Here is a 23,119-nt window from a genome sequence, read left to right on the forward strand (position 1 = left end):
GCGCAATCCCAGATTGCACAAGCAGCTATTAAATCAGGAGTCCTGGGCATCGGGCGGGACGACACGGCTGACGCTGGGGGGCACTGCCTTGCCCATTTGCCGCGCCCTGAACAGTGCAGCGCGCATCAGGAAAATGGTCGGAATGGGCACGGTGATGGCGATGAACACAGCTGTCAACAGCGCAAAAACAGCCAGTTCACCTTGCTGGACAGAGAAGAAAAGCACGGTTCCCCACGTCACGCACCAGCAGCCCAGCGTGGCGACGATGGCTGGCATGTGGACCCGCTCGAAAAAAGTCGACAGGCGCAGCAGACCCAAAGAGCCCAGCAGCGCCAGTGCTGCGCCCGCCAGCACCGCCGCGGCAACGACGATTTCAACCCACAGCGGCAGGGCAACGCCCGCGTCGCTCACTCAATCACCTCGCCACGCAGCAAGAATTTGGCCATCGCCGTGGTGCTGACAAAGCCCAGCAGGGCGATCAGCAGCGCTGCCTCGAAATAATGCCGGTTGCCGTAGATCAGGCCCAGCACCAGTATCGCCAGCATGCCGTTGAGGTACATGCAGTCCAGCGCCAGCACGCGGTCTTGCGCCGCCGGTCCCTTGAGCAACCGGACCATGGTGCAGACCATGGCCAGCACCAGCATGAACAAGGCCAGCGGCAACGCCCAGGAAAGAATCGGGTTCATCACTCAAAAATCTCCATCAGGGGGCGCTCGTAGCGCGTTTTGATGTGCGCGGCCATGGCGCCGGCATCATCTAATTCCAGCGCATGCAGCAGCAAGGTGGCACGGTCCAGCGACAACTCGGCCCAGGCCGTGCCAGGCGTCAGGCAGACAATCATGGCCAGCGCTGCCAGCCCGTTCGGGTCCCTCAGGTCGAGTGCCACATGCACAAAACCGGGCGGATGGCGCCGGCTGCCCGGCCGGAGCAGCAGACGCACCACGGCAATGTTCGAGCGCGTCGAGTCGGCCGCCACGGTGAGCAGCAGACGCAGCGCCACGCCCGGCCTTCGCATGCGCACACGAACCGGCCGCAAGCCGGCGGTCATCAGCGGAATGGCCACCGCCAGAAGTCCGGCCAGCAGCAGGTGACCCACGCCCAGCGTGCGGTTCAGCAGCAGCCACAGCACGAACAGCGCGGCGGACAGCAGCGGTGCGGGGAACATTTTTTTCATGGGGTCTCCTGGGCCGAATCGACCCGTGGCGCTTGTGGTCCGGGGATCGGCCGGGCGGACATGACTGCACGTACATATAGTCGAGGCGTGTGCAGCGCATCGGCCGTGGCCTGCATGTAGCCCATCACCGGACCGGCCTGCAGCGTCATGACGGCACAAGCGCCCAGCAAAAAGGCGATGGGCAGGCCTTCAAGCACGCGCAGCTTGGGCGCTGCCCGGTCGTACGTCGCCCAGAAATGCAAAATGCCAGCCCGCGTCAGCGCAATCAGCGCCAGCAGGCCGGTGCCAATCAGGAGGGCCAGCAGCATCCAGCCGGCTGCCTCTGGCGGTTGGCTGGCTGACAGGCCCAGCCCGGACGGGTTGAGCAAGGCCGTCAGCATGGCAAACTTACCGACAAAGCCCGACAGCGGCGGCAGTCCGGCAATCACCAGCGTGCAAGCCATGAAACCCAGGCCGAGCAGGGCCACGGCGGCAGGAATCACCCGGCCGGTGAGCACTTCCTCGTCGTCGTCCAGGTTCAGCCCCTTGCCGGGCATCAGCTCGGCGGTCAGGAACGGCGTGTCGTCTTGCTCATAGGGCGCCAGACTGGCGCCGTCGTTGCGCCAGCGGTCCATCAGGTCGGCAAGCAGGAAAAGCGCGCTGATCGCCAGGGTCGAGCTGGGCAGGTAATACAGCAGCCCGGCCGTCAGTTGGGGCAGGCCAAATCCGGCGGCTGCCAGCAAGGTGCCTGACGAGACAATCGCGCCATACCCGGCCAGGTAGCCCAGCCGCTGCGAGCCGAGCATGCCAATGGCACCAAAGGCCATCGTCAGCATGCCGCCACCGATCAGCCACAGGCTGCCGAATTGCGCCGAAGCACCGGCATCCACGCCGAACAGCAGCAGCCACAGCCGCAGGATCACGTAGATCCCGACCTTGGTCATGAGGCCGAACAAGGCGCCAACCGGTGCGGTTGCCGCGCTGTAGGCCGGCACCAGCCAGAAGTTCAGCGGCCAGACGGCCGCCTTGATCAAAAATGCCGTGGCCAGGATGCCCGCCGCCGCATGCAGCAGGCCCCGGTCGGCCTCAAGCACCTCCGGAATGCTTTGCGCCAGATCGGCCATGTTCAGTGTGCCGGTGATGCCGTAAAGCATTGATGCGCCGATGAGGAAAAGCGACGATGCGGCCAGGTTGATGGCAATGAAATGCAGACCCGACTGCACCCGGACCCGGCCCGAACCATGCAGCAGCAGTCCGTAGGACGCCGCCAGCATGACCTCGAAAAAAACAAACAGGTTGAACAGGTCGGCTGTCAGGAAAGCACCGCACAGGCCCATCAGCTGAAGCTGGAACAGCGGGTGAAAGTGAACACCCGCGCGGTGCCAGCGGGCGCCGGCAAATACGCTTGACGCCAGCGCGATGGCGCTGGTCAGCACCAGCATCATGGCCGACAGGCGGTCCAGCGCCAGCGCAATGCCAAAGGGCGCCGGCCAGTTGCCTGCCAGGTAAACGTCCATGGTCGACGCCGGCCCCTGCTGGTTGGCCCAGCCCAGCAGCGCCACCGACACGCCCAGACCCAGCAGGGTGGACGCCATGTTCAGCAGCAGCTTGGCGCGTTGCTGGCGCTCGCCCATCAGCAGCATGAACGCGGCGGTCAGCAGCGGCAGCAGAATGGGCGCCAGCATCAGGTGCGGCATCAGTGGCGCAATGACTTCGTTCAGGGCTCCCAACGCACTCATTGCAATTCCTGTGCGTCGACCTTGCTGCCGTCCACGTGGTCGGTGCCCGACATGCCGCGCGATGCCAGCAACACCACAAGGAACAGCGCCGTCATGGCAAAGCCGATGACAATCGCCGTCAGCGTCAGCGCCTGCGGCATCGGGTCGGCATAGTTCACCAGCGTTTGCGCCACGCCAGGCTCAAGCACCGGCGCCTTGCCAAGGGCCAGCCCCAGCCGGCCCATGCTGAAGATGAACAGGTTGACGGCATATGACAGCAGCGCCAGGCCCATGACCACCTGGAACGTGCGCGGGCGCAGCAGCAGCCACACGCCCGAGCCGGTCAGCACGCCGATGGCAAGAGCCAGAACGATTTCCATTAAACGGTTTCCAGGGCGGGGGGCACAGCTGCAGCCTCACGCTTTTCTTCGGCCATGCGGTCGTGGTGGCGATGGCCGCGCACCGACTGGTGGGCAATCGAGGTGAGGATCATCAGCGTCGAGCCCACCACCAGGGCAAACACGCCAAGGTCAAAAAATATCGCGCTGGCGACATGGAGTTCACCGATCAGGGGAAGGTCCCAATGCGCCGTGTGGCTGGTCAGGAAAGGGTAGCCCCAGACCAGTGGGGCCAGCCCGGTGGCCAGCACGGTCAGCAGTCCGGCGGCCATCCAGCGGCGCAGCCGCAGCGGCATGTGCGCCTCGACCCAGTGGGTGCCCGAAACGATGTACTGCAGCAGCAATGCCACCGACAGCACCAGACCGGCCACAAAGCCGCCGCCCGGCTCATTGTGTCCGCGCATGAAGAAAAAGATCGCCACCATGACCGCTACCGGCAGCAGCAGCCGGGCCAGCACCGCCGGCACCATCAGGTAGCCCACGGCCGTGTCCGTGGCCTGGCGCGGATTGAGCAAATCGGTGGCCAGGTCGGCGGGCACAGCGCGCTGCTGCTCGGGCAGGTCCATGGTTTCGAGGGCCGGGCGAAAGCGCCGCAGCAGTGCATAGACCGTCAGCGCGACGATGCCCAGCACGACGATTTCGCCGAAGGTGTCAAAGCCCCGGAAGTCCACCAGCATCACATTGACCACGTTGCTGCCGCCGCCTTCGGTGAAGGCGCGTTCCAGGAAGAAGGTCGAGGTGCTTTCGGGAAAAGGCCGGCTCAGCATGGCCCAGGCCAGCAGCGCCATGCCGGTGCCTGCGCCCACGGACAGCAACAAATCGCGTATCCGGCGCCAGCGCGTGCCGCGCCGTTCGGCCCGGTTTGGCAGCCGCAGGCTTTCATGGCGCTTGGGCAGCCAGCGCAGACCCAGCAGGATCAGCACGGTGGTGACGATTTCCACCACCAGCTGGGTCAGCGCCAGGTCGGGCGCGGAAAACCATAAAAAAGTGATGCAGGTGCACAGCCCGGCCGCGCCCATCAGCGCGAGTGCTGCCATGCGGTGGTATTTGGCCTGCCAGGCGGCGGCGACCGCACAGACTGCGCCGACAACCCAGAGCACGGCGAAGGCGGGCGACAAGGCCAGCGACGCCCGGTCGCCCACATACAGCCCGCGCGTCCACAAGGGCAGGACACCCGCCACCAGCGTGGCGCTGACCAACCACAGCATCTGCCACTGCAGACGCTGTGTGTCCATCATCCGCCGGCCCTTGTGACCAGCCAGGGTCAGCAGGGCCAACGAGCCGTCAAACAGGCGTTTGCCGTTGATGCGGTGGAGCAAGATGGGGGCATCCACCTGGCCGCGCGAACGGTAGTGGCGCAGGATCAGGTACATCGCAATGCCGCCCCCCATCGCCACGATGCTCATCAGCAAGGGGGTGTTGATGCCATGCCATACGGCGAGGCTGTAAAACGGCAATTCGGTGCCCACCACCGGGCGCGCCGCCGCCGCGAGGAATCGGCCCACGCTCCAGCTCGGAAAGATGCCCACCACCAGGCAAGCCAATACCAGCAGTTCGACCGGTACACGCATCCAGTGCGGCGGTTCGTGGGGCTGCCGGGGCAGGTCGGTGGCTGGCGGGCCAAAAAATACATCGGCCGTGAAACGCAGCGAATACGCCACGCTGAACATGCCGGCCAGCGTGGCGGCCACCGGCAGGATCAGTGAAACCAGCGGCGTGGCCTGGATGAAGACGGTTTCGGCAAAGAACATTTCCTTTGACAAAAAGCCGTTCAGCAGCGGCACGCCCGCCATGGCCGCACTGGCCACCATCGCCAGCGTGGCGGTCACCGGCATCAGGGTGCGCAGGCTTGAGAGCCGCCGAATGTCGCGCGTGCCGCTTTCATGGTCCAGGATGCCGGCCGCCATGAACAGCGACGCCTTGAAAGTCGCATGGTTCATGATGTGGAAAACCGCCGCCACCGCCGCCAGCGGGCTGTTCAGGCCCAGCAGCAAGGTGATCAGGCCGAGGTGCGAAATCGTCGAATACGCCAGCAGGCCCTTCAGGTCGTTCTGGAACATCGCCGCATAGCCGCCAATCAGCAGCGTGATCAGGCCGGCGCCGCCGACCAGCCAGAACCACGGTTCCGTGCCGCCCAGCACCGGCCACATGCGGGCCAGCAAGAACACACCGGCCTTGACCATGGTGGCCGAATGCAAGTAGGCCGACACCGGCGTGGGCGCGGCCATGGCGTGCGGCAGCCAGAAGTGAAACGGAAACTGCGCGCTTTTGGTCAGCGCGCCCAGCAGCACCAGCACCAGGCAGGTCAGGTAAAGCGGATGCGCGCGGATCTGCGGCCCGGCGGCCAGCACCTGGTCCAGATCGTAGCTGCCGACGATGTGCCCAATCACCAGCATGCCGGCCAGCATGCACAGCCCGCCGGTGCCGGTCACGGTCAGCGCCATGCGGGCGCCGCGCCGCGCATCCTTGCGGTGGTGCCAGTAGCCGATCAGCAGAAACGAAAAAAGGCTGGTCAATTCCCAGAAAAAGGCCAGCTGGATGAGGTTGCCTGACAGCACGATGCCCACCATCGAGCCCATGAACGCCAGAAAGAAGGAGAAAAAGCGCGGCACCGGGTCGCTCGGCGACATGTAGTAGCGCGCATACAGCACCACCAGCGAGCCGATGCCCAGCACCAGCATGCAGAACATCCAGGCAAAGCCGTCCAGCCGGATCACCAGGTTCAGGCCAAGGGCTGGCAGCCACTCGATTTCCTGCCGCAGCACGCCGCCGTCCGTGATTTGCGGAAAGTACAGCGCCGCCTGCACGGTGCAGAACAGTGCAATCAGGCCTGCCAGCGTCGATTCCGTGTTGCGCGCATTCGCCGGCAGCAACGCTGCAAGCAGGCTGCCGATTAACGGAAGAAGGATGAGCGTGGCGAGGGGCATGGCCCGAGGATTTTACGGGCGGTTTTTTGCAAAACCGGCAAAAGTCTCCCTGAGCTGATTTTTTTGGCTGTGCCTCGGCCTGAATTGCATAATGCTATGAAAAAAGAAGCACGTTACGCCCGCCCATATTGCGCAAATGGCATGTTTCGTTCTTAATCCAGGCTTGGTGCGGATAGGCCATGAAAAATGCCGGATTCAATCCGGCATTTCGAAACATCAAAGGCAGCTTGTCAGGCGCCGAAGAAGTTCTTCAGCTTGTCGGTCCAGCCTTCCTCGCTGGGTGAGTGCTTGGCGCCGCCTTTCTTGATCGACTCGTCGAGCTCCTTGAGCAGTTTGCGCTGGTGTTCGGTCAGCTTCACCGGCGTTTCCACCGAGATGTGGCAATACAGGTCACCCGGATAGCTTGAACGCACACCCTTGATGCCCTTGCCACGCAGCCGGAACTGCTTGCCGGCCTGCGTGCCATCGGGAATGTCGATGGCCGCCTTGCCCGCCAGCGTTGGCACCTCGATTTCGCCGCCCAGCGCCGCCGTGGTGAAGCTGATCGGCATCGAGCAGTGCAGGTCGTCGCCATCGCGCTCGAAGATGTCGTGCTTCTTGAGCCGGATCTCGATGTACAGGTCGCCAGGCGGGCCGCCGTTGGTGCCCGGTTCGCCGTTGCCGGTCGAGCGGATGCGCATGCCGTCGTCGATACCAGCCGGAATCTTCACTTCCAGCGTCTTGTTGGACTTGGTCTTGCCCACGCCGTGGCAGGCCATGCAGGGCGAAGGAATCAGCTTGCCGCTGCCCTTGCACTGCGGACACGTCTGCTGCACGCTGAAAAATCCCTGGCGCATCTGCACCACGCCATGGCCGTGGCAGGTCGTGCAGGTGGCCACCTTGGTGCCGGGCTTGGCGCCGCTGCCGTGGCAGATGCTGCAATCGTCCCAGCTCGGGATTCGGATTTGTGCATCCTTGCCGGTGGCCGCTTCTTCAAGCGTGACTTCCATTGCATAGCTCAGGTCGCCGCCACGGTAAATCTGCCGCCCGCCGCCCTGGCCGCCACGCTGCTGGCCACTGAACACATCGCCAAAAATGTCACCAAATGCCTCGGCAAAGCCGCCAAAACCTTCAGCGCCCGGGCCACCGCCGCCACGCATGTTGGGGTCGACGCCGGCATGACCGTACTGGTCATAGGCGGCGCGTTTTTGCGCATCGGAAAGCATTTCGTAGGCTTCCTTGGCCTCCTTGAACTTTTCTTCCGAGACCTTGCTGTCACCCTGATTGCGGTCAGGGTGGTGTTTCATCGCGAGCTTGCGGTACGCTTTCTTGATGTCATCGTCGCTGGCGTTCTTGGGAACGCCAAGCGTGTCGTAATAGTCTTTTTTGGCCATGTCTGGTCAGGCAATCATTGTTAAAAATTCAGCAGTTGGCCAAGGCAGGTGGGGCAGGCAAGACGCTGACGATGCATGCAGCGGCAAATGACAAAAGCGGAAATCCCGGATTGCTCCTGGTTTCCGCTCTTGCAATAACCATGCATTTTCATGCAGTCAGCAGGCCGTTTCCGGCCGGCTTGTCTTAGCCCTTCTTGACTTCCTTGACTTCGGCGTCCACGACATTGTCATCGGCGGCGGGCTTGGGCTGGGCCTGCTCGGCACCGGCTGGATTGCCGTCAGCGCCTTGTGAGGACTGCATGTCGGCATACATTTTTTCGCCCAGTTTCTGGCTGGCTTCCATGAGTGCAGCGTTTTTGCCTTCAATCGCGTCTTTGTCGTCAGACTTGAGGGCTTCATCCATGTCCTTGATGGCGGACTCGATCTTTTCCTTTTCGCCTGCGTCAAGCTTGTCGCCGTATTCGGCCAGGGATTTTTTAACGCTGTGGACCATGGCTTCGGCGCTGTTCTTGGCCTGCACGAATTCGACCTTTTTCTTGTCGTCTTCGGCGTTCAGTTCAGCGTCTTTCACCATCTGCTGGATTTCAGATTCCGACAGACCCGAGTTGGCCTTGATGGTGATCTTGTTTTCCTTGCCGGTGCCCTTGTCCTTGGCGCCGACGTGCAGAATGCCGTTGGCGTCAATGTCGAACGACACTTCAATTTGCGGCGTGCCGCGCGATGCTGGCGGAATGCCTTCGAGGTTGAACTCGCCGAGGCCCTTGTTGCCCGAGGCAATCTCGCGCTCGCCCTGGAACACCTTGATCGTCACTGCCGGCTGGTTGTCTTCAGCGGTCGAGAAGGTCTGGGCGAACTTGGTCGGGATGGTCGTGTTCTTCTTGATCATCTTGGTCATCACGCCGCCCATGGTTTCAATACCCAGGGACAAAGGCGTCACGTCAAGCAGCAGCACGTCGGAGCGGTCGCCGGACAGCACCTGGCCCTGAATCGCGGCGCCTACGGCGACGGCTTCATCGGGGTTGACGTCCTTGCGCGGCTCCTTGCCGAAGAATTCCTTGACCTTCTCCTGCACCTTGGGCATGCGGCTCATGCCGCCGACCAGAATCACGTCGTGGATGTCGCCCACGCTGATGCCGGCATCCTTGACGGCCACGCGGCACGGGGCAATCGTGCGCTCGATCAGTTCGTCGACCAGGCTTTCCAGCTTGGCACGGGTCATCTTGATGTTCAGGTGTTTTGGACCCGATGCATCGGCGGTGATGTAAGGCAGGTTGATGTCCGTCTGCGCGCTGTTCGACAGTTCGATCTTGGCCTTTTCAGCCGCTTCCTTCAGTCGCTGAAGGGCCAGCACATCGTTCTTGAGGTTGACGCCGGAGTCCTTCTTGAACTCGTCGATGATGTAGTCAATGATGCGCTGGTCGAAGTCTTCGCCGCCCAGGAAGGTGTCGCCGTTGGTGGACAACACTTCAAACTGCTTTTCGCCGTCAACGTCGGCAATCTCGATGATCGAGATGTCAAACGTGCCGCCACCCAGGTCATACACGGCAATCTTGCGGTCGCCCTTTTCCTGCTTGTCCAGGCCAAAGGCCAGGGCGGCAGCGGTCGGCTCGTTGATGATGCGCTTGACATCCAGGCCGGCAATACGGCCGGCGTCCTTGGTGGCCTGGCGCTGGGCGTCATTGAAGTAGGCCGGCACGGTGATGACCGCGTCAGTGACGGGTTCGCCGAGGTAGTCTTCGGCCGTCTTCTTCATTTTGCGCAGGATGTCGGCGCTGACCTGCTGGGCAGACAGTTTTTTGCCGCGCACTTCAATCCAGGCATCGCCGTTGTCGGCGGGCACGATGGCGTAAGGCATCAGGCCGATGTCCTTCTGGACTTCTTTTTCTGCGAACTTGCGGCCAATCAGGCGCTTGACGGCATACAGCGTGTTGCGTGGGTTGGTCACGGCCTGGCGCTTGGCCGAGGCGCCCACCAGCACTTCGCCGTCTTCCTGGTAGGCGACGATCGACGGCGTGGTGCGGGCGCCTTCCGAGTTTTCAATGACGCGGGGCGTGTTGCCTTCCATGATTGAGACGCAGCTGTTGGTCGTGCCCAAATCGATGCCGATGATTCTTCCCATGATTTACTCCAGTTTATTATTTCGTTAGGTTTTTGATGCCGGCTCAGTCACTGTTGGCTGCCGGGTTCATCAGGCTGCTGAAGAATTGCGGATAAGTTTTGCAAGTTCAAGAGCAGTCAACATGTTTTGGCCGTTTATTTGTACTTACTGCGGCGCCGCCACGGTGACCAGCGCAGGGCGCAGTACACGCTCGGCGATCAGGTAGCCCTTTTGCAATACGGTGACTACGGTGTTGGCTTCCTGCTGCGGCGCAGGCACCATGCTGATGGCCTGGTGCTGGTGCGGGTCGAACCTGGCGCCGGCTGCGGGATTGATCTCCAAGACCTTGTTGCGCTCCAGTGCGCTTTTGAGCTGCTTCAAGGTGGCTTCGGAGCCTTCGCGGAGCTGCTCCAGCGTGGCTTCTTTCAACGCCAGGGCTGCTTCAAAGCTGTCGAGCACCGGCAACAAGCTCTCGGAAAAACTTTCAAGGGCGAACTTGCGTGCCTTGGAAATCTCGTCGTCGGCACGGCGCCGGGCGTTTTCAGACTCCGCCTTGGCGCGCAAGTAGTTGTCCGACAAATCGGTGTTCTTGGCCTGAAATACGGCCAGTTGGGCCTGGACGTCGGTGAGGGCGTTCATGGCTTCAAACTCGTTGGCGGCCTGAGCGGCTTCGAGTTCTTCAGCGCTGGGCGCGCCTGTCAGGCCGTCATTTTGTTCGGTTTGTTTGTTCTCGGACATGTTGGTAGTGAAGTTTCCAAAGCTGGTAAGTTAACTAACTTGGGACCACAAGCCCCTTTTCAAGACAGGGATTTGGGGATTGGTAATGAAATGTCGCCTGAACTACAAGCGTGAGGGCAGCGCCGGCAAGTCCGGCTCGGTGCGTAAAGATTGTAGAGGCGTCAAGGTCCGGCACCAACCTTGTTTGAAGATTCGATGCCGGGTTTCCAGGCTTCGGCCAAGCCAGTGAACGTGTTTGCCAATGTGCCATCCATTCGCAAAGCAGCCGCAGCCGGATACAAAAAAACAGGCCTCTTGCCTGTTTTTTTTCTTTGCGGCAGTGGCGAGTTGCTTATTCCGGGGTGACTTTGTCTGCGTTGACCTTGGCCTGGCTGACCACCCATTTTCCGGCGAAAGCCTGCAGGTCGTTCAAGCGTTTGAGCAGGTCAGCCCCGAGTGACGTCACGGTGTAGCCTTTTTCACCATGACTGAGCAGGCTTGCTGCGCGCAGCTCCTTGATGCGGGTGTTCAGGGTATTGGGCGTGATGTTGCCAATACTGTCCTGAAGCAGGCGAAAGGTTTGCGGATGGCCGTCTTTGAGTGCCCACAGCACACGCAGTGCGTAGCGCGACTCCAGCAGTTCAAGCAACTGGCTTACGGCAGCGTTTTCTTTGACACTCATTGGTTTATCTCCTCAGGTCGGTCACAGGGAATGGAAATCAAGCCTTGCAAAGGCCTGTCGGTAAATATAACGCAAAATTCATTTTGCTACGAGTTCTATAGCTGGTAATGCCCGTGCTGTGTGCATTCCGAGACAAAACTGGCAAAAATATGCGTGCTGTCATGGTCTGTCTGTGCATTTCCGGAGTCGCTCGATTCAGAGGTCGTGATTACTTCAGCGCTGCATTCATGCTGGCTGGTGCGCGGTCGGCAGGCTGATCGTGCAGCCGGCCCTTGACGATTCCATGATGCTTTCAATCACCTGTTGCACACCCAGCGCTGAGCGTCCGCTGACTGCCGGCGTTCGTCCGGACTGCACTGCACGGATGAAATCCTGCAGCACCGTTCGGTGAGCCGCATGGTCGAATGCCATGGGGTCGGCGCCACCGCCCGAGCCTTGGCGCGCGCCCAGCGCCAAGCGCTTGCCGCTGGCAAACAAAACCTGCAGCTCGCCCGATTCCAGCGTTGCGGTGCCCAGCGTGGCATTGAATTCAATGCGCTCCGGAAACCCTGGGTAGGCTGCCGTGGTGGCTTGCACCACGCCGATGACGCCGCCCGCGTAATGCAGCAGCGCCGCTGCCGTGTCCTCGCTTTCCATGCGGTGCACTGGAGAGGTCGCCGTCAGGCCGGTCACGCGCTCGGGCAAACCGGTCAGGCTGAGCAGCAGGTCCAGCGTGTGGATGGCCTGGGTGATCAGCACGCCGCCGCCGTCCCGCGCCAGTGTGCCTCGCCCCGGTTCGTTGTAATAACTTTGCGCACGCCACCAGCGCACCGACGCGCTCGCGCTGATCAGCCGGCCGAGTTCGCCCGCGTCGAGCAAGGCCTTCAGGCCCACGGCGGCTTCACGCAGGCGGTGCTGCAGCATCACTGCGAGCGTGACGCCTGCGGTTTCGCAAACCTGCACCAGCCGGGTGGCCCGCTCAAGGTCGATCTCCAGCGGTTTTTCGACCAGCACGTGCTTGCCGGCCTGCGCCGCCCGCTGGACGATGTCCAGGTGCGTGTTCGGCGGTGTCAGTACCAGTACGGCCTTCACACTGGCATCTTCAAGGATGTCTTCAAGCCGGGTGGTCTTGCGTGTGTGCGCCGGCACCTGGACGCCGGCAAGCCGCTCGGCGCTTCGCCCGTACACCCAAGCCAGTTCGGCTTCCCCGGCCAGGTCCTCCAGGCTGCGAAAGTGAGGCGCCGAACCCAGCCCGGCGCCAATGACGGCCAGGCGCAGACGATTCGGGGGAGGGGCGTAAGCGACCGGTTGATCTTGCATGTGCACTTGAGGGTCTTCCTGAAAGGTTTGTGTTGCCTGCGAACGTAAACCTGCATGTTGGCCCGCAACTTCAACCGATTTATACCAATGGACTGATTTCACACCGCTTACTTCAAAGCGCCTTTGTCAGGCTGATCCGAAGGCTGCAGGGTGTGGGCGTTGTTTCCCTTGCGCAAGCGTTCACGGCTGTTTGACAAATGGGTCCGCATGGCGGTGCGGGCGGCTTCCGGGTCCTGGTCACGGATGGCGTTGTAAATGCTTTCGTGTTCGGTGTTGACGCGCTGCAGGTACTTCATCCGCCCCTCGGGGGCGTTGTGCGCCGTGTTCACCCGGGTGCGTGGAATGATCATGGTGCCCAGGTAGGTCATCAGGTCGGCAAAGTGCCGGTTTCCGGTCGAGCGCGCAATTTCCATGTGGAACTGGAAGTCGGGAGGCACGGCGTCCGAGTCCCGGTTGATCGAGTCCCGAAACGCATGCAGCGCGGTTTCCAGTGCCGTCAGGTTGTCGGGCGTTCTTCTTTGCGCGGCCAGACCAGCCGCTTCGGTTTCCAGGCTGATGCGCAGCTCCAGTACCGAAATGACATCGGTGATGGTCGCGAAGTCGTCCGCTGCAATCTTGAAATTTCCCGATTCTTCGGGAGACAGCACAAAGGTGCCAATGCCATGCCGCGTCTTGACCAGCCCGGAAGCCTGGAGCTTGGACAGGGACTCCCGGACCACCGTGCGGCTGACATCGAACTGCGCCATGATTTCGGCTTCGGTCGGAAGTTTTTCGCCCGGCTTCAGCTGTCCCGCGCGAATGCTGGCCGCCAGGCTACTGACAATTTCGCCCACCAGTCCGCGCGGCCGGCGCGCACGCGGCAGTTCGTCGCGGGCCGGGTGCGCATTGCCGTAATCGACGGTTTTGGCTGGACTAGGTGTTTTCCATGAGCTCATTTAAAAACCATTGACAAGTTAAAAAGACAATTAGACAATTTGAGTCATCAGACAACGTACGACTGATGACCGATGCGTTTGACTCTATCAAATCTGATGGAATTGTCCAGTGTTTTACAAAGAAACGGCCTCGATAAATGACGATAAAAGTGCATGACAAACTGTTGCTGACCGGCGCGGCCGGCGGTTTGGGAAAAGCCTTGCGAGAACGGCTCAAAGCCAATTGTTCGGTTCTGCGCCTGTCCGATATTCAGGCTTTTGGCGAGGCCGCCCCAGGCGAGGAAATCGCCTTGGGGGACTTGGCAGACGCAGCGACAGTCGATGCCATGGTGGCTGGCGTGAATGCCATTGTTCACCTGGGCGGCGTGTCGGTCGAAGGCCCGTTCGCACCGATCCTGCAGGCCAACATCGTGGGCGTCTACAACCTTTATGAAGCGGCCCGCAAGCATGGCGTCAAGCGGATCATCTTCGCCAGTTCCAACCATGTGACCGGCTTTTACCGCCAGGACGAAACCATCACAGCCGACCATCCGGCCCGGCCTGACGGCTTCTATGGCTTGAGCAAGGCTTTTGGTGAAGACCTGTCGCGTTTTTACTTTGACCGCTTCGGCATCGAAACGGCCTGCGTGCGCATTGGCTCGTCATTCCCGGAGCCCAGGGACCGCCGCATGCTGGCCACCTGGCTGAGCTTTGACGACCTGCACCGCCTGATCACCGCCTGCCTGACTACGCCGATCCTGGGCCACAGCATCATCTTCGGCATGTCCGACAACGCCGTGACCTGGTGGGACAACAGCCGCGCCCGCCACATTGGTTTTGTGCCGCAGGACAGCTCGGACGTGTTCCGCGACGCCGTCTATGCGCGCACCACGAATCCGGACCTGAACGATCCGGTGGCCCGGTACCAGGGCGGCGGCTTCGTGGTGGCCGGCCCGTTCGGCGAGTGATCAAATCATGGTTGACGACAACATCAAGGCCGAGCTGGTGCTCGACGCGCGCAACGGAACGGGTGAAAGCCCGGTCTGGCACGGCGCGGAGCAGGCGCTGTACTGGGTGGATATTCCGGCGCGCTCCCTGTGCCGCTGGACGCCCGCCACTGGTGAGAGCCGCAGCTGGCTGGCGCCCGAGATGCTGGCTTGCGTTGCGCGCATGGGCGGATCGAATGGCTGGATTGCCGGCGCCGAAAGCGGAATTTTCTCGCTGCATTTTCAGGACGACGGACAGCTCGGCTTTGAAAGCCTGGCCCCTGTCAGCCATGCCATGCCCGGCATGCGATTCAACGACGGCCGCTGCGACCGGCAAGGCCGCTTTCTGGCCGGAACGATGTTGATGAATATGGCCGTTGGCGCAAGCACAGGTTGCATCTACAGCTATCAAAAGAGTAGTGGTTTGACGCCGCTGCTGGAGGGCTTCATCACGCCCAATGGCATGGCTTTCAGCCCGGATGGCTGCACGATGTACCTGTCGGATTCGCATCCCTCGGTGCAGTTGGTCTGGGCTTATGACTACGACATCGAGACGGGCACACCTTCGAACCGCCGGCTGTTCATCGACATGAATCCGCTGCCCGGTCGCCCTGACGGCGCGGCGGTCGATGCCGACGGCTGCTACTGGATCTGCGGCAACGACGCCGGCCTGATCCACCGCTTCACGCCGGAAGGCAAGCTTGACCGCTCGCTGGCCGTTCCGGTCAAGAAGCCGGCCATGTGCGCTTTTGGCGGCGCCGGCCTGGACACCCTGTTCGTGACATCGATCCGTCCCGAAGGCATCGATTTATCTGACCAGCCGCTGGCCGGCGGTGTGTTTGCGCTGCGCCCCGGCGTGCGCGGGCTGCCTGAGCCTGTTTTTTCACCTGTTCCTGTTCATAACTTTTAACTGGTCCTTCAAGGAGACAACCATGACTTTCCGTAGAAACTTTATTGCTGCCGCTGTCGCCGCCGTGGTCCTTTCCACCTCCTTCGGCGCAATGGCGCAAAAGATGGTGCTCAAGGCGGTGGATACCCACCCGGCCGGTTACCCGACCGTGGTCGCTGTTGAAAACATGGGCAAAAAGCTCGATGCCGCCACCAACGGTCGCATCAAGATTCAAATGTTCCCCGGCGCCGTGCTGGGCCAGGAAAAGGAAGCCGTCGAGCAGGTCCAGATTGGCGCCTTGCAGATTGCCCGTATCTCGCTGGGCGTGGTCGGTCCCGTCGCACCTGACGTCGATGTGTTCAACATGCCCTTCGTGTTCCGCGACATTGCCCACATGCGCGCCGTGATTGACGGCCCGATCGGCGACGAACTGCTGGAAAAAGTCACCAACAGCCCGGCCCGCCTGGTGGCCCTGGGCTGGATGGATGGTGGTGCCCGCAGCCTGTACACCAAGACACTGGTCAAGACGCCCGCTGACATGAAGGGCATCAAGGTCCGCATGATGGGCAACCCCTTGTTTGTCGACACCATGAACGCCATGGGCGGTAACGGTATTTCGATGGCCTACGGCGAGGTGTTCAGCGCCCTGCAGACCGGCGTGATTGACGGTGCTGAAAACAATCCCCCCAGCTTTTTCACATCGAACCACTACACCACGGGCATGAAGTACTACGCCCAGACCAACCACCTGATCATTCCGGAATTGCTGGTGATGTCCAAGGTGACCTGGGACAAGCTGTCGGCCGACGACAAGGTGCTGATGAAGAAAGTCGCCCGCGAAGCCCAGATGGAGCAACGCGTGCTGTGGGACAAGAGCGTCGCCGACTACACCACCAAGCTCAAGGCCGCTGGCGTCGAGTTCGTGCCGGTGGACCAGAAGCTGTTCTTTGATGCCACGGCGCCGGTCCGTGCCAAGTACGGCGCCAAGTTCGCTGACCTGATGAAGCGCATCGACGCCACCAAGTCCAACTAAGAACTGCGGCCTGACCGGGGCGGCTGCCAGCAATGGCTTTGCCCCGGTCATGTCCGACCGGATACCCTCATGAAAAACAACCTTCTTCGTTTTAACGACATCCTCTACCTGGCCTGCATCTGGATTTCCGGTGCGGCGGTTTTCGTGATGTCGCTGATCATTCCCTGGGGCATCTTTGCCCGCTATGTGCTGGGCACCGGCTCCCAATGGCCCGAACCCGTTTCCATCCTGCTGATGGTGGTGTTCACCTTTTTTGGCGCAGCCGCCACCTACCGTGCCGGCGCCCATATTGCCGTGGCCATGATCACCGACCGCCTGCCTGCCAGTCTGCGCTGGCTGTGCGCCCGTGCGGTAGATCTTTTGATGCTGGCCGTGGCCCTGTTCATGGTGTTCTATGGCTTCAAGCTGGTCCTGGGAACCTGGGGCCAGACCATCGGCGACCTGCCGTGGATGCCCGTGGGCGCAACCTACCTGCCGGTGCCGGTGGGTGGCCTGCTGACGCTGGCGTTCATTCTGGAGCACATATTTATCGGCTACCAGGGCCAGCGTGCAGTGGTCACCTTTGACCATGAAAAAATTGAAGTGGGAGCGACCTGATGGATGCTTTTGTACTGCTGGGCTCATTTTTGAGCCTGATGATCATCGGCATGCCGGTGGCGTATGCCCTGGGCCTGGCCGCGCTGGTGGGCGCCTGGTGGATCGACATTCCGCTCGATGCCATCATGATTGCCATTTCCAGCGGCGTGAACAAGTTTTCTCTGCTGGCCATTCCCTTCTTCGTGCTGGCTGGCGCCATCATGGCAGAGGGCGGCATGTCGCGCCGGCTGGTGGCCTTTGCCAGCGTGCTGGTTGGCTTCATCCAGGGCGGACTGTCGCTGGTCAATATCCTGGCGTCAACCTTTTTTGGCGCGATTTCAGGTTCGTCCATGGCCGACACCGCCTCGATTGGATCGGTGCTGATTCCCGAGATGGAAAAGAAGGGCTATCCGCGTGACTTCGCCACGGCCGTGACGGTCAGCGGCTCGGTGCAGGCCATCCTGATTCCGCCCAGCCACAATGCCGTGATCTATTCGCTGGCGGCGGGCGGCGGCGTGTCGATTGCCGCGCTGTTCCTGGCGGGCATCTTGCCGGGGCTGCTGCTGGGCCTGACGCTGGCCATCATGTGCCTGTTCATTGCCAAAAAACGCAATTTCCCCAAGGGCGAGCGCATTCCCATGCGCCAGGCCCTCAAGATCTGCGTCGATGCACTCTGGGGCCTGATGACCATGGTGATCATCCTGGGCGGCATCTTGTCAGGCATCTTCACGGCCACCGAGTCGGCCGCGATTGCCGTGATATGGGCCTTCTTTGTCACCATGTTCATCTACCGCGACTACAAATGGAACGAGTTGCCCAAGCTGGTGCACCGCACGGTCAAGACGCTGTCCATCGTGATGATCCTGATCGGCTTTGCCGCCAGCTTCGGCTACGTCATGACGCTGATGCAGATTCCGCAGCAGATCACCGAGCTGTTCACCAGTGTGTCGGACAACAAGTATGTGGTTTTGATGATGATCAACGTGCTGCTGCTGGTGCTGGGCACGCTGATGGACATGGCGCCGCTGATCCTGATCATGACGCCCATTTTGCTGCCCGTCGTGACCGCCATGGGTGTTGATCCGGTGCATTTCGGCATGATCATGATGGTCAACCTGGGCATGGGCCTGATCACGCCTCCGGTGGGCGGCGTGCTGTTTGTCGGCGCTGCCGTGGCCAAGCTGCCGATTGAAAAAGTGGTCAAGGCGCTGTACCCCTTCTTTGGCGCGCTGCTGCTGGTGCTGCTGGCAGTGACCTATATCCCGGCATTGTCTTTGTGGCTGCCGAACCTGCTCTTGAAATAAGCGGGCACTTTCTTAAAGGTGTTTGCCGGCTAAAACTCTTTAGTTTCACCCCTCTCTTGCGAACCGTCGCTAGCGGCCTGTTGGAGAAGGGTTCTTGCCATGGCATGAAATTCATGGCGTGCTGGCCGCTGCTTTTTTTGTTTTTCCTCGATCCCACACAAAATTTTCCTGAACAACCATCCATGAACCCGCAAGACCTCAAAACCATCGTCAGTTCCGGTCTCTTGTCTTTCCCCGTCACCGACTTTGACGCGCAGGGCGACTTCAATCCCAAGGGCTATGCCGGGCGTCTGGAATGGCTGGCACCTTATGGCGCCAGCGCGCTGTTTGCCGCCGGCGGCACGGGCGAATTCTTCTCGCTCACCGGCGACGAGTACCCGTCCATCATCAAGACGGCGGTTGACACCTGCGCCGGCAAGGTGCCCATCATTGCCGGCGTCGGCGGCTCGACCCGTTTTGCCATTGCCTGCGCTAGGGAAGCCGAGCGCCTGGGCGCCCACGGTATCCTGCTGCTGCCGCACTACCTGATGGAAGCCTGCCAGGAAGGGCTGATTGCCCATGTCGAAGCCGTCTGCAAGAGCGTGAAGTTCGGCGTCATCGTCTACAACCGCAACGTTTGCAAGTTGACTGCCGATTCGCTGGCCATCCTGGCCGACCGCTGCCCGAACCTGATCGGCTTCAAGGACGGCGTGGGCAACATTGAAACCATGTCATCCATCTTCCTGAAGCTGGGCGATCGCTTCTCGTACCTGGGCGGCTTGCCCACGGCGGAGGTCTATGCCGCCGCCTACAAGGCGCTGGGCACGCCGGTGTATTCATCGGCGGTGTTCAACTTCATCCCGAAAACCGCCATGGATTTCTACCATGCCGTGGCGAGTGACGACATGGCGACCCAGCACCGCCTGCTCAAGGACTTCTTCATGCCCTATCTGGCGATTCGCAACAAGAATCCAGGCTACGCCGTCAGCATCGTCAAGGCCGGCGCGACCCTCGTCGGCCACAGTGCCGGCCCGGTGCGTCCGCCCCTGATTGACCTTAAGCCCGCCGAGATGGAAGCGCTGGCCGCGCTGATCAAGACGCTCGGCCCGCAGTAATCAACCGGAGCTTTTCATGACCCTCCTGCCAAGCGCCCAGCCCCGCTACATCCTCATGCACGAGGCCGACAACGTGGCCATCGTCGTGAATGACGGCGGCCTGCCTGCAGGCACCGTTTTTGACAGCGGCTTGAGCCTGCGCGACAAGGTCCCGCAAGGCCACAAGGTCGCGCTGAACGACGTGCCGCAGGGTGGCATCGTGCGGCGCTACAACGTGCCTATTGGCTATGCCGTCAAAGACATCCCGGCCGGCAGCTGGGTGCACGAGCGGCTGCTCGACATGCCGGCCGCGCGCGGGCTGGACAACCTGCCCATCGCCACGGTGAAACCCGAGCCTATGGCGCCGCTGGAGGGCTATACCTTTGAGGGCTACCGCAATGCCGACGGCTCGGTCGGCAGCCGCAACATCCTGGCCATCACCACCACGGTGCAGTGCGTGGCCGGCGTGGTCGAGTTCGCCGTCAAGCGCATCAAGGACGAACTGCTGCCACGCTTCCCGAACGTCGATGACGTGGTCGGGCTGGAGCACAGCTACGGTTGCGGCGTGGCGATTGACGCACCCGACGCCATCATCCCGATCCGCACGCTGCGCAACATCACGCTCAACCCGAACTTTGGCGGCGAGGTCATGGTCGTCAGCCTGGGCTGTGAAAAGCTGCAGCCCGAGCGTCTGCTGCCGCCCGGCACGATTCAGATTGTTGATGAGCGCAACGTCGCCGATGTCGGCATGACGGCGGAGGCACCGCTCGATGTGGTCTGCCTGCAGTCGGAACACCATGTCGGCTTCATGTCGATGATCGACTCCATCATGGGCGCTGCCGAGCTGCACCTGGAGCGGCTCGATGCGCGCCGGCGCGAAACCGTGCCGGCCAGCGAGCTGGTGGTCGGCGTGCAGTGCGGCGGCAGCGATGCGTTCTCGGGCGTCACCGCCAATCCGGCGGTCGGCTATTGCACCGACCTGCTGGTGCGCGCCGGCGCCACCGTGATGTTTTCCGAAACCACCGAGGTGCGCGACGGCATCGACCAGCTCACGTCGCGCGCCAGCACGCCGGAAGTGGCACAGGCGATGATCCGCGAAATGGCCTGGTACGACGCCTACCTCGAAAAAGGCCAGGTCGACCGCAGCGCCAACACCACGCCGGGCAACAAGAAAGGCGGCCTGTCCAACATTGTTGAAAAAGCCATGGGCTCGATTGTCAAGTCGGGCAGTGCGCCGATCAGCGGCGTGCTGTCGCCGGGCGAGAAAGTCCAGCAAAAAGGCCTGAAGGGACTGGTGTATGCCGCCACCCCGGCCAGCGACTTCATCTGCGGCACGCTGCAACTGGCCGCCGGCATCAACCTGCATGTGTTCACCACCGGACGCGGCACACCCTATGGCCTGGCCGAAGTGCCGGTGATCAAGGTGGCGACGCGCACCGACCTGGCGCGGCGCTGGCATGACCTGATGGACATCAATGCCGGCCGCATTGCCGACGGCGACGCAACGATCGAGGACGTGGGCCGCGAACTGTTCCAGTTCATGCTCGACGTGGCCAGCGGCCGCAAGAAAACCTGGGCCGAACACTGGAAGCTGCACAACGCGCTGGTGCTGTTCAACCCGGCGCCCGTGACGTGACCAGAACAACAACCCAACAACAAACTTCAAGGATTACGAAATGACCCAGAAACACGACAACCTGATAGCCGGCCAGTGGCTGGCCGGCACCGGCTATTCGCTCAATATCAACCCATCGGACCTTTCCGATGTGATTGGCGAGTACACCCAGGCCAGCGCCGGGCAGCTCGACGCCGCCGTGCAGGCCGCCCGCGCCGCCTTTCCCGACTGGTCCGTGTCCAGCATCCAGGCCCGGGCCGACGCGCTCGACAAGATCGGCACCGAGGTCCTGGCGCGCCGCGAGGAACTCGGTACGTTGCTGGCCAGGGAAGAAGGCAAGACCAAGGCTGAAGGCATTGGCGAAGCCGCCAGAGCCGGCAACATTTTCAAGTTCTTCGCCGGCGAATGCCTGCGCCTGACCGGCGAGGTCGTGCCCTCGGTGCGCCCCGGCATCGGCGTTGAAATCACCCGTGAACCCGTTGGCGTGGTCGGCATCATCACGCCGTGGAACTTCCCGATTGCGATTCCCGCATGGAAGATCGCCCCCGCGCTGGCCTATGGCAACTGCGTGGTGATGAAGCCCGCCGATCTGGTGCCGGGCTGCGCCTGGGCGCTGGCAGAGATCATCAGCCGCAGCGGCATTCCGGCCGGTGTGTTCAACCTGGTCATGGGCCGGGGCAGCGTGATCGGCGACCCGCTGGTCAACCACACCGGCGTGGACGCCATCAGCTTCACTGGCTCGCAATCTGTAGGCGCCCGCATTGCCCAGCAATGCGCGGTCAACCTGAAAAAAGTCCAACTGGAAATGGGCGGCAAGAACCCGCAGGTCATCCTGGACGATGCCGACTTGGCGCAAGCGGTGGAACTCAGCGTGCAAAGCGCGTTCTTCTCGACCGGCCAGCGCTGCACCGCGTCGAGCCGGCTGATCGTCACCGAAGGCATCTACCCGAAATTCGCCCTGGCGATGAAGGCGCGCATGGCGACGCTCAAGGTCGGCGACGCGCTGGCCGCCGGCATCGACATCGGCCCGGTGTCGTCGCTGGCGCAGCTGGAGCAGGATTTGTCTTATGTGGACATCGGCCAGAAGGAAGGCGCGGTGCTGCTGGCCGGCGGCGAGCGCCTGAAGCTGGCCACCGACGGCTTCTTCATGGCGCCGGCGCTGCTGACCGACACCACGGCAGATATGCGCATCAACCGCGAGGAAGTGTTCGGCCCGGTCGCCAGCATCATCCGCGTCAAGGGTTACGACGAAGCGCTGTTTGAAGCCAATAACACGCCGTTTGGCCTGGCCGCCGGCGTCGCCACCACCAGCCTGAAATACGCCACGCATTTCAAACGCCACAGCCAGGCCGGCATGGTGATGGTCAACCTGCCGACCGCCGGCGTGGACTACCACGTGCCGTTTGGCGGCCGCAAGGGTTCGAGCTACGGGCCGCGCGAGCAGGGCCGCTATGCGCAGGAGTTTTACACCGTCGTCAAGACCGCCTACACGCTGGCGTGAGGCGCAACGCAACCGGCCCATCGATTCGTCAACGGCCCGGCCGTGAAAACCGGCAGGCTGAAAAAGGAGACCTTCCATGACACAAGCGAGCGCTTACCAAAGTTTTCCCAATAGCCTCAAGCGGGACCTGCTGGCTGGCAAAAAGCTGATCGGCTGCTGGTCGTCGCTCTCCAATGCCATCACCACCGAAGTGCTGGGCGTGGCCGGTTTTGACTGGATATTGCTCGACGGCGAGCATTCGCCCAACGACGTGACGACCTTTATTCCGCAATTGATGGCGCTAAAAGACAGCGTCAGCGCGCCGGTGGTGCGGCCGACCTGCAACGACGCGGTGGAAATCAAGCGCCTGCTGGACGCGGGTTTCTACAACTTCCTGATTCCGTTTGTCGAAAGCGCCGACGAGGCGCGGCGCGCGGTGGCTGCCACGCGTTACCCGCCGCAGGGCATTCGTGGCGTGTCGGTGTCGCAGCGCAGCAACCGCTACGGCACGGTGCCTGATTACTTCAAGTCGGTGAACGAGCATATCTGCGTCATGGTGCAAATCGAAAGCCATGCCGGCGTGGCGGCGGCGCGCGAGATTGCCGCCATCGACGGCGTGGACTGCATTTTTGTCGGACCGTCCGACCTGGCCGCCGGCATGGGCCACCTGGGCAACTCCGGACATCCTGACGTGCAGGCTGTGATTGCCGCCGTGTTTGCCGATGCCAAGGCCTGCGGCAAACCTTCAGGCATTTTGGCGCCGGTCGAGGCGGACGCCCGCCGCTACCTGGCGATGGGCGCGACCTTTGTCGGCGTCGGCAGCGACCTGGGCGCCTTCCGTTCGGCCACGCAGGCCCTGTGCGAACGCTACCGCAGCTGATTCC

At 62.0% G+C, this 23,119-nt stretch carries 22 protein-coding genes; 10 read left to right on the forward strand and 12 right to left on the reverse strand.

Features of this window, described 5'->3' with window-relative positions:
* Positions 1-33 precede the first annotated feature (33 nt).
* The 9 genes from H4V98_RS08945 to grpE form a co-directional block, all read right to left on the reverse strand.
* Complete coding sequence (locus H4V98_RS08945; RefSeq protein ID WP_196862825.1) at positions 34-411, reverse strand: monovalent cation/H(+) antiporter subunit G; 378 nt, start codon at positions 409-411, stop codon at positions 34-36.
* Positions 408-686: a K+/H+ antiporter subunit F gene (locus tag H4V98_RS08950; protein ID WP_196862824.1), complete on the reverse strand. Its 279-nt coding sequence runs from the start codon at positions 684-686 to the stop codon at positions 408-410. Before H4V98_RS08950 ends, H4V98_RS08945 begins: the two co-directional genes overlap by 4 nt.
* Positions 686-1,174, reverse strand: coding sequence for a Na+/H+ antiporter subunit E (locus tag H4V98_RS08955; protein ID WP_196862823.1), 489 nt, complete (start codon positions 1,172-1,174; stop codon positions 686-688). Before H4V98_RS08955 ends, H4V98_RS08950 begins: the two co-directional genes overlap by 1 nt.
* On the reverse strand, positions 1,171-2,892 hold the full coding sequence (locus H4V98_RS08960; RefSeq protein WP_196862822.1) for a monovalent cation/H+ antiporter subunit D: 1,722 nt from the start codon (positions 2,890-2,892) through the stop codon (positions 1,171-1,173). Before H4V98_RS08960 ends, H4V98_RS08955 begins: the two co-directional genes overlap by 4 nt.
* Positions 2,889-3,251: a Na+/H+ antiporter subunit C gene (locus H4V98_RS08965; RefSeq protein ID WP_196862821.1), complete on the reverse strand. Its 363-nt coding sequence runs from the start codon at positions 3,249-3,251 to the stop codon at positions 2,889-2,891. The genes H4V98_RS08960 and H4V98_RS08965 overlap by 4 nt, the downstream gene beginning before the upstream one ends.
* A complete protein-coding gene (locus H4V98_RS08970; RefSeq protein WP_280757455.1) occupies positions 3,251-6,196 on the reverse strand; it encodes a monovalent cation/H+ antiporter subunit A in 2,946 nt (981 codons plus the stop codon). The genes H4V98_RS08965 and H4V98_RS08970 overlap by 1 nt, the downstream gene beginning before the upstream one ends.
* Positions 6,197-6,426: 230 nt before the next feature.
* On the reverse strand, positions 6,427-7,569 hold the full coding sequence (dnaJ, locus tag H4V98_RS08975; RefSeq protein WP_196862819.1) for a molecular chaperone DnaJ: 1,143 nt from the start codon (positions 7,567-7,569) through the stop codon (positions 6,427-6,429).
* Positions 7,570-7,753: 184 nt separating this feature from the next.
* Positions 7,754-9,688: a molecular chaperone DnaK gene (gene dnaK / locus H4V98_RS08980; protein ID WP_196862818.1), complete on the reverse strand. Its 1,935-nt coding sequence runs from the start codon at positions 9,686-9,688 to the stop codon at positions 7,754-7,756.
* Positions 9,689-9,832: 144 nt separating this feature from the next.
* Positions 9,833-10,405 carry a nucleotide exchange factor GrpE gene (gene grpE, locus H4V98_RS08985; protein WP_280757456.1) on the reverse strand — a complete coding sequence of 191 codons (573 nt, stop codon included), beginning with the start codon at positions 10,403-10,405 and terminating at the stop codon, positions 9,833-9,835.
* A 180-nt stretch (positions 10,406-10,585) separates the two neighbouring features.
* Here grpE and H4V98_RS08990 point away from each other — a divergent pair, with 180 nt between their 5' ends.
* A complete protein-coding gene (locus H4V98_RS08990; RefSeq protein WP_196862816.1) occupies positions 10,586-10,750 on the forward strand; it encodes a hypothetical protein in 165 nt (54 codons plus the stop codon).
* Here the strand turns inward: H4V98_RS08990 and H4V98_RS08995 are convergent.
* From H4V98_RS08995 to H4V98_RS09005, 3 genes are all read right to left on the reverse strand, one after another.
* The gene (locus tag H4V98_RS08995) at positions 10,737-11,066 is read right to left on the reverse strand and encodes a winged helix-turn-helix transcriptional regulator (protein ID WP_196862815.1); all 330 of its coding nucleotides are present in this window, start codon (positions 11,064-11,066) and stop codon (positions 10,737-10,739) included. The genes H4V98_RS08990 and H4V98_RS08995 overlap by 14 nt on opposite strands.
* 225 nt (positions 11,067-11,291) lie before the next feature.
* Positions 11,292-12,365, reverse strand: coding sequence for a Gfo/Idh/MocA family oxidoreductase (locus H4V98_RS09000; protein WP_196862814.1), 1,074 nt, complete (start codon positions 12,363-12,365; stop codon positions 11,292-11,294).
* Positions 12,366-12,472: 107 nt separating this feature from the next.
* Positions 12,473-13,300: a FadR/GntR family transcriptional regulator gene (locus H4V98_RS09005; protein ID WP_196862813.1), complete on the reverse strand. Its 828-nt coding sequence runs from the start codon at positions 13,298-13,300 to the stop codon at positions 12,473-12,475.
* A gap of 137 nt (positions 13,301-13,437) precedes the next feature.
* On the opposite strand from H4V98_RS09005, the gene H4V98_RS09010 reads away from it, so the two are divergent.
* The 9 genes from H4V98_RS09010 to garL all read left to right on the forward strand — a co-directional run bounded on the left by H4V98_RS09010 (position 13,438) and on the right by garL (position 23,115).
* Positions 13,438-14,247 carry an NAD(P)-dependent oxidoreductase gene (locus tag H4V98_RS09010; RefSeq protein WP_196862812.1) on the forward strand — a complete coding sequence of 270 codons (810 nt, stop codon included), beginning with the start codon at positions 13,438-13,440 and terminating at the stop codon, positions 14,245-14,247.
* A gap of 7 nt (positions 14,248-14,254) precedes the next feature.
* On the forward strand, positions 14,255-15,175 hold the full coding sequence (locus H4V98_RS09015) for an SMP-30/gluconolactonase/LRE family protein (protein WP_196862811.1): 921 nt from the start codon (positions 14,255-14,257) through the stop codon (positions 15,173-15,175).
* A gap of 22 nt (positions 15,176-15,197) precedes the next feature.
* Complete coding sequence (locus H4V98_RS09020; RefSeq protein ID WP_196862810.1) at positions 15,198-16,187, forward strand: TRAP transporter substrate-binding protein; 990 nt, start codon at positions 15,198-15,200, stop codon at positions 16,185-16,187.
* A gap of 69 nt (positions 16,188-16,256) precedes the next feature.
* Positions 16,257-16,784, forward strand: a complete 528-nt coding sequence (locus H4V98_RS09025; RefSeq protein ID WP_196862809.1) for a TRAP transporter small permease — start codon at positions 16,257-16,259, stop codon at positions 16,782-16,784.
* Positions 16,784-18,067, forward strand: coding sequence for a TRAP transporter large permease (locus H4V98_RS09030; protein WP_196862808.1), 1,284 nt, complete (start codon positions 16,784-16,786; stop codon positions 18,065-18,067). The genes H4V98_RS09025 and H4V98_RS09030 overlap by 1 nt, the downstream gene beginning before the upstream one ends.
* A 182-nt stretch (positions 18,068-18,249) precedes the next feature.
* Positions 18,250-19,161 (forward strand): 5-dehydro-4-deoxyglucarate dehydratase, encoded by a 912-nt coding sequence (gene kdgD, locus H4V98_RS09035; protein ID WP_196862807.1) that lies wholly within the window; start codon positions 18,250-18,252, stop codon positions 19,159-19,161.
* Between the two features lie 16 nt (positions 19,162-19,177).
* The gene (garD, locus tag H4V98_RS09040) at positions 19,178-20,776 is read left to right on the forward strand and encodes a galactarate dehydratase (protein ID WP_280757457.1); all 1,599 of its coding nucleotides are present in this window, start codon (positions 19,178-19,180) and stop codon (positions 20,774-20,776) included.
* Between the two features lie 40 nt (positions 20,777-20,816).
* On the forward strand, positions 20,817-22,256 hold the full coding sequence (locus H4V98_RS09045) for an aldehyde dehydrogenase family protein (RefSeq protein WP_280757458.1): 1,440 nt from the start codon (positions 20,817-20,819) through the stop codon (positions 22,254-22,256).
* A gap of 76 nt (positions 22,257-22,332) precedes the next feature.
* A complete protein-coding gene (garL, locus tag H4V98_RS09050) occupies positions 22,333-23,115 on the forward strand; it encodes a 2-dehydro-3-deoxyglucarate aldolase (RefSeq protein WP_196862804.1) in 783 nt (260 codons plus the stop codon).
* The last annotated feature ends 4 nt before the right edge of the window (positions 23,116-23,119 follow it).

It is taken from the genome of Polaromonas sp. CG_23.6 (genome assembly GCF_029892315.1).
Lineage (GTDB): Bacteria > Pseudomonadota > Gammaproteobacteria > Burkholderiales > Burkholderiaceae_C > Polaromonas.

Coding starts and splice junctions, on each gene's coding strand:
- H4V98_RS08950 (WP_196862824.1), bottom strand. CDS start 686: ATGAACCCGATTCTTTCCTGGGCGTTGCCGCTGGCCTTGTTCATGCTG.
- H4V98_RS08955 (WP_196862823.1), bottom strand. CDS start 1,174: ATGAAAAAAATGTTCCCCGCACCGCTGCTGTCCGCCGCGCTGTTCGTG.
- H4V98_RS08960 (WP_196862822.1), bottom strand. CDS start 2,892: ATGAGTGCGTTGGGAGCCCTGAACGAAGTCATTGCGCCACTGATGCCG.
- H4V98_RS08965 (WP_196862821.1), bottom strand. CDS start 3,251: ATGGAAATCGTTCTGGCTCTTGCCATCGGCGTGCTGACCGGCTCGGGC.
- H4V98_RS08970 (WP_280757455.1), bottom strand. CDS start 6,196: ATGCCCCTCGCCACGCTCATCCTTCTTCCGTTAATCGGCAGCCTGCTT.
- dnaJ (WP_196862819.1), bottom strand. CDS start 7,569: ATGGCCAAAAAAGACTATTACGACACGCTTGGCGTTCCCAAGAACGCC.
- dnaK (WP_196862818.1), bottom strand. CDS start 9,688: ATGGGAAGAATCATCGGCATCGATTTGGGCACGACCAACAGCTGCGTC.
- grpE (WP_280757456.1), bottom strand. CDS start 10,405: ATGTCCGAGAACAAACAAACCGAACAAAATGACGGCCTGACAGGCGCG.
- H4V98_RS08995 (WP_196862815.1), bottom strand. CDS start 11,066: ATGAGTGTCAAAGAAAACGCTGCCGTAAGCCAGTTGCTTGAACTGCTG.
- H4V98_RS09000 (WP_196862814.1), bottom strand. CDS start 12,365: ATGCAAGATCAACCGGTCGCTTACGCCCCTCCCCCGAATCGTCTGCGC.
- H4V98_RS09005 (WP_196862813.1), bottom strand. CDS start 13,300: ATGAGCTCATGGAAAACACCTAGTCCAGCCAAAACCGTCGATTACGGC.
- H4V98_RS09010 (WP_196862812.1), top strand. CDS start 13,438: ATGACGATAAAAGTGCATGACAAACTGTTGCTGACCGGCGCGGCCGGC.
- H4V98_RS09015 (WP_196862811.1), top strand. CDS start 14,255: ATGGTTGACGACAACATCAAGGCCGAGCTGGTGCTCGACGCGCGCAAC.
- H4V98_RS09020 (WP_196862810.1), top strand. CDS start 15,198: ATGACTTTCCGTAGAAACTTTATTGCTGCCGCTGTCGCCGCCGTGGTC.
- H4V98_RS09025 (WP_196862809.1), top strand. CDS start 16,257: ATGAAAAACAACCTTCTTCGTTTTAACGACATCCTCTACCTGGCCTGC.
- H4V98_RS09030 (WP_196862808.1), top strand. CDS start 16,784: ATGGATGCTTTTGTACTGCTGGGCTCATTTTTGAGCCTGATGATCATC.
- kdgD (WP_196862807.1), top strand. CDS start 18,250: ATGAACCCGCAAGACCTCAAAACCATCGTCAGTTCCGGTCTCTTGTCT.
- garD (WP_280757457.1), top strand. CDS start 19,178: ATGACCCTCCTGCCAAGCGCCCAGCCCCGCTACATCCTCATGCACGAG.
- H4V98_RS09045 (WP_280757458.1), top strand. CDS start 20,817: ATGACCCAGAAACACGACAACCTGATAGCCGGCCAGTGGCTGGCCGGC.
- garL (WP_196862804.1), top strand. CDS start 22,333: ATGACACAAGCGAGCGCTTACCAAAGTTTTCCCAATAGCCTCAAGCGG.